Origin of the sequence: Cellulosimicrobium sp. I38E, assembly GCF_001647255.1 — a bacterium.
GTDB classification, from domain to species: Bacteria; Actinomycetota; Actinomycetes; order Actinomycetales; family Cellulomonadaceae; genus Cellulosimicrobium; species Cellulosimicrobium cellulans_E.
On the sequence record NZ_LUAZ01000098.1, the window covers coordinates 1 to 3,486 of the forward strand.

2 protein-coding genes are annotated in these 3,486 nt (G+C 75.2%); both read left to right on the forward strand.

Translation table 11 applies throughout. From position 1 onward, the window contains the following. On the forward strand, positions 1-793 hold a 793-nt coding region (locus A0J59_RS20965), incomplete at its 5' end, for an ABC transporter ATP-binding protein (protein WP_064317346.1). After that, complete coding sequence (locus A0J59_RS20970) at positions 793-3,351, forward strand: ABC transporter permease (RefSeq protein WP_064317347.1); 2,559 nt, start codon at positions 793-795, stop codon at positions 3,349-3,351. The genes A0J59_RS20965 and A0J59_RS20970, both read left to right, overlap by 1 nt. Positions 3,352-3,486 lie beyond the last annotated feature (135 nt).

Consider the following 3,486-nt stretch of genomic DNA (forward strand, 5'->3'; position numbering starts at 1 on the left):
GAGCGGGCCCGGCCCGCCCGCGGTCCGGGCCCGCTCGCTGCGCAAGACCTACGGCACGGGCGAGGCGGCGGTGCACGCGCTCGACGGCGTGGACGTGGACTTCGAGCGCGGCCACTTCACGGCCATCATGGGACCGTCGGGCTCGGGCAAGTCGACGCTCATGCACCTGCTCGCGGGGCTCGACACCGCGACGAGCGGCCACGCCTTCATCGGCGACACCGAGGTCACGGGCCTGAACGACAACGCGCTCACGCAGCTGCGGCGCGACCGCGTGGGGTTCGTGTTCCAGTCGTTCAACCTCCTGCCGATGTTCACGGCGGAGCAGAACATCACGCTGCCCGTCGAGCTCGCGAGCGGCAAGGTCGACCACGCGTGGTTCGACACCCTGGTGCGCACGCTCGGCCTCGAGGCGCGGCTCAGCCACCGGCCGAGCGAGCTGTCCGGCGGGCAGCAGCAGCGCGTCGCCATCGCGCGCGCCCTCATCGCCGGGCCGGAGGTCGTCTTCGCCGACGAGCCGACGGGCAACCTCGACTCGCGCTCGGGCGCCGAGGTGCTGAGCTTCCTGCGCCGCTCGGTCCGCGAGCTCGGCCGCACGATCATCATGGTCACGCACGACCCGACGGCCGCCGCCTACGCGGACCGCGTCGTGCTCATCGCCGACGGGCGGATCGCGGGCGACATCAGCGACCCGACGCCCGAGTCGGTGCTCGCCGGGCTCGACGCCCTGCGCACGCTCGAGGCGCCGGGCGCCGACGGCTCCGCCCCGACCGCGTCGCAGGCGGTGCGCGCCTGATGCTCCGCCTCACCCTGGCGCAGATGCGCCGCAGCATCGGCCGCCTCGTCGCGGCCGGCGTCGCGATCGTCATCGGGACGGCGTTCGTCACGGCGACCCTGATCGCGGGCAACGTCATCACCCAGACCACGAACGACTCGATCGCCGCGCAGTTCGCGGACTCGGACCTCGTCGTCTCCGCGCCGAGCGACCTCACGGCGTCCGACGTGGACGCGCTGCGCTCGGTCGCGGGCGTCGACGCGGTGGACGCGGTCCAGTTCACCTACCTCGACCTCTCGCACGGCGCGAAGCGCGTGTTCCAGCTCGGCGTCCCCGCGCCCTCCGACCCCCGCTTCGAGGCGCTGGAGGTCGTCGAGGGCTCGATGCCGACGGCGCCCGGCCAGCTCTCCCTCCCGACCGCCGTCGCCGAGCGCCTGGGCGTCGGCATCGGCGACACCGTCACGAGCTCGCGCAACGTGTGGGACGCCTCCGCGCCCGACGGCGGCGACTACGAGGAGGTCCGTGACGAGCTGACCGTCGTCGGGACGACCGACGACCCGTACGGCGCGTACGCCCAGATGGGCGGGGCCGTCGTCGTGACGGCCGAGGACGTGGCCGCGTGGCAGGCCGCGCAGGCGATGCCCGACGACCCCGAGCGCACCTACTCGGCCGCGATGGTGGGACTCGCCCCGGGCACGGACCTCGAGACGGCGCGCGCGGCCCTCGTCGCCGCGTCGCCGGACGAGGCCGAGGCCGTCACGCCCGACGAGCACGCCCAGGCGCAGGCCCAGAAGATGACGGGCGGCCAGGACGTCTTCACGTACGTCATCCTCGGCTTCGCCGCCGTCGCGCTGCTCGTCGCGGCGCTCGTCATCGCGAACACGTTCCAGGTGCTCGTCGCGCAGCGCACGCGCACCCTGGCCCTCCTGCGGGCCGTCGGCGCGAACCGCTCGCAGCTCGCCCGGTCGGTCCTGTCCGAGGCGACGATCCTCGGCGTCCTGTCCTCCGTGGGCGGCATCCTGCTCGGCTGCCTGCTCACGCAGGTCGCGCTCCTCGTGGCCCGCGGCGCGGACCTCGGCGTGGCGATCCCGGCAACGATCACGGTGACGCCTGCGGTCGTGCTCGTGCCCCTGCTCGTGGGGACCCTCGTGACGGTCGTCGCGTCGTTCGCCCCGGCCCGGGCCGCCACGCGCGTCGCCCCGCTCGAGGCGCTGCGCCCGGCCGACGCGCCGAGCCTCTCGCGCGGCGGCGGTCGCGTGCGCCTCGTGATCGCGAGCCTGCTCACGCTCGGCGGCCTCGCCGTCCTGGGCGGCGGCATCTGGCTCGGCGGCACCGGCAGCCCCGAGATCGGGCTCCTCGCCGGCGTCGCGGGCGGCGCCGTGTCGTTCGTCGGCGTCCTCGTCGGGGCGGTGTACTGGCTGCCCGGCGTCGTGTCCTTCGTGGGCCGGCTCCTCGCCGGCACCGGGTCGACGGCGCGGCTCGCCACCGCGAACACGCTGCGCAACCCGCGCCGCACCACGGCGACGAGCACCGCGCTGCTCATCGGCGTCACGCTCGTCGCGATGATGTCGACCGGCGCCGCGAGCGCCCGCACCTCGCTCGACGCGGCGCTCGACGACCAGTACCCCGTCGACGTCCTCGTCGCGACGGACGCCTACGGGTCGACGGGCGACGCCGTGCCGGACGACGTCGTGCGCGCCGTCTCGGGGACCGAGGGCGTCTCGCGCGTCGTCGAGCTCTCCGCGGCGACGGTCACGCTGCCCGACGGCACCGAGATGACGATGCACGGCGTCGACCCGGGCCAGGCGCGCGACGTCGTGCGCACGCCGGACGTGCTCGCGGGGTTCGCCCCCGGCACGCTCATGGTCCCCGAGGCCGACGCCGAGTCCTGGGACGTCGCCGAGGGAGACACGCTCGAGCTCACCGGGCCGGACGGGGCGACCCTCGCGGTGACCGCCCACGTCGGCGCCATCGGGGACGGCTGGCTCCTCGACGCGGACGACGCGCGGACCCTGGACCCGGACGCGGTCGTGTCCCGGCTGTGGGTCGGGATCGACGACACGGGCGACGCGACGCAGGTCGTGCCGGCGATCCAGGACGCGATCGTCGAGTCGGACACGCCCGTCGAGGTCGCCGGCATCGCCGTCGAGCGCGCGGCGATGCAGAGCGTCATCGACACGATCCTCGGGGTCATCGTCGGCCTGCTCGCGGTCGCCGTCGTCATCGCGCTCATCGGCGTGGCGAACACGCTGTCGCTCTCGGTCATCGAGCGGCGCCGCGAGTCCGCGACCCTGCGCGCGATCGGGCTCAGCCGCGGCCAGCTCCGATGGATGCTCGCGATCGAGGGCATGCTCATCGCGGGCGTCGGCGCGGTCCTCGGCATCGTGCTGGGCGTCCTGTACGGCTGGGCCGGCGCGGCGACGGCGCTGAGCGTCATGGGCGACGTGTCGCTCGCGGTGCCGTGGCGGGACATCGCGCTCGTGCTGGTCGTCGCGCTCGTGGCGGGGCTCGTCGCGTCCGTCGTGCCTGGCCGGACGGCCGCCCGCACGTCGCCCGTCGCGGCGCTCGCCGTGGACTGAGCCGCGGCTCGTCGGGCCTGACGGCCGACGCACGCCCCTGTGGACGGACCTCCGTCCACAGGGGCGCGCTCGTTCCCGGGCGGGGAGGTCGTCGAGTCGGGCACCATCGCCGCGTGCCACCCGCCCCCGCCCCGA

Excerpts from the sequence above, each read along its gene's own strand:
- A0J59_RS20970 (WP_064317347.1), top strand. The coding sequence starts at position 793 with ATGCTCCGCCTCACCCTGGCGCAGATGCGCCGCAGCATCGGCCGCCTC.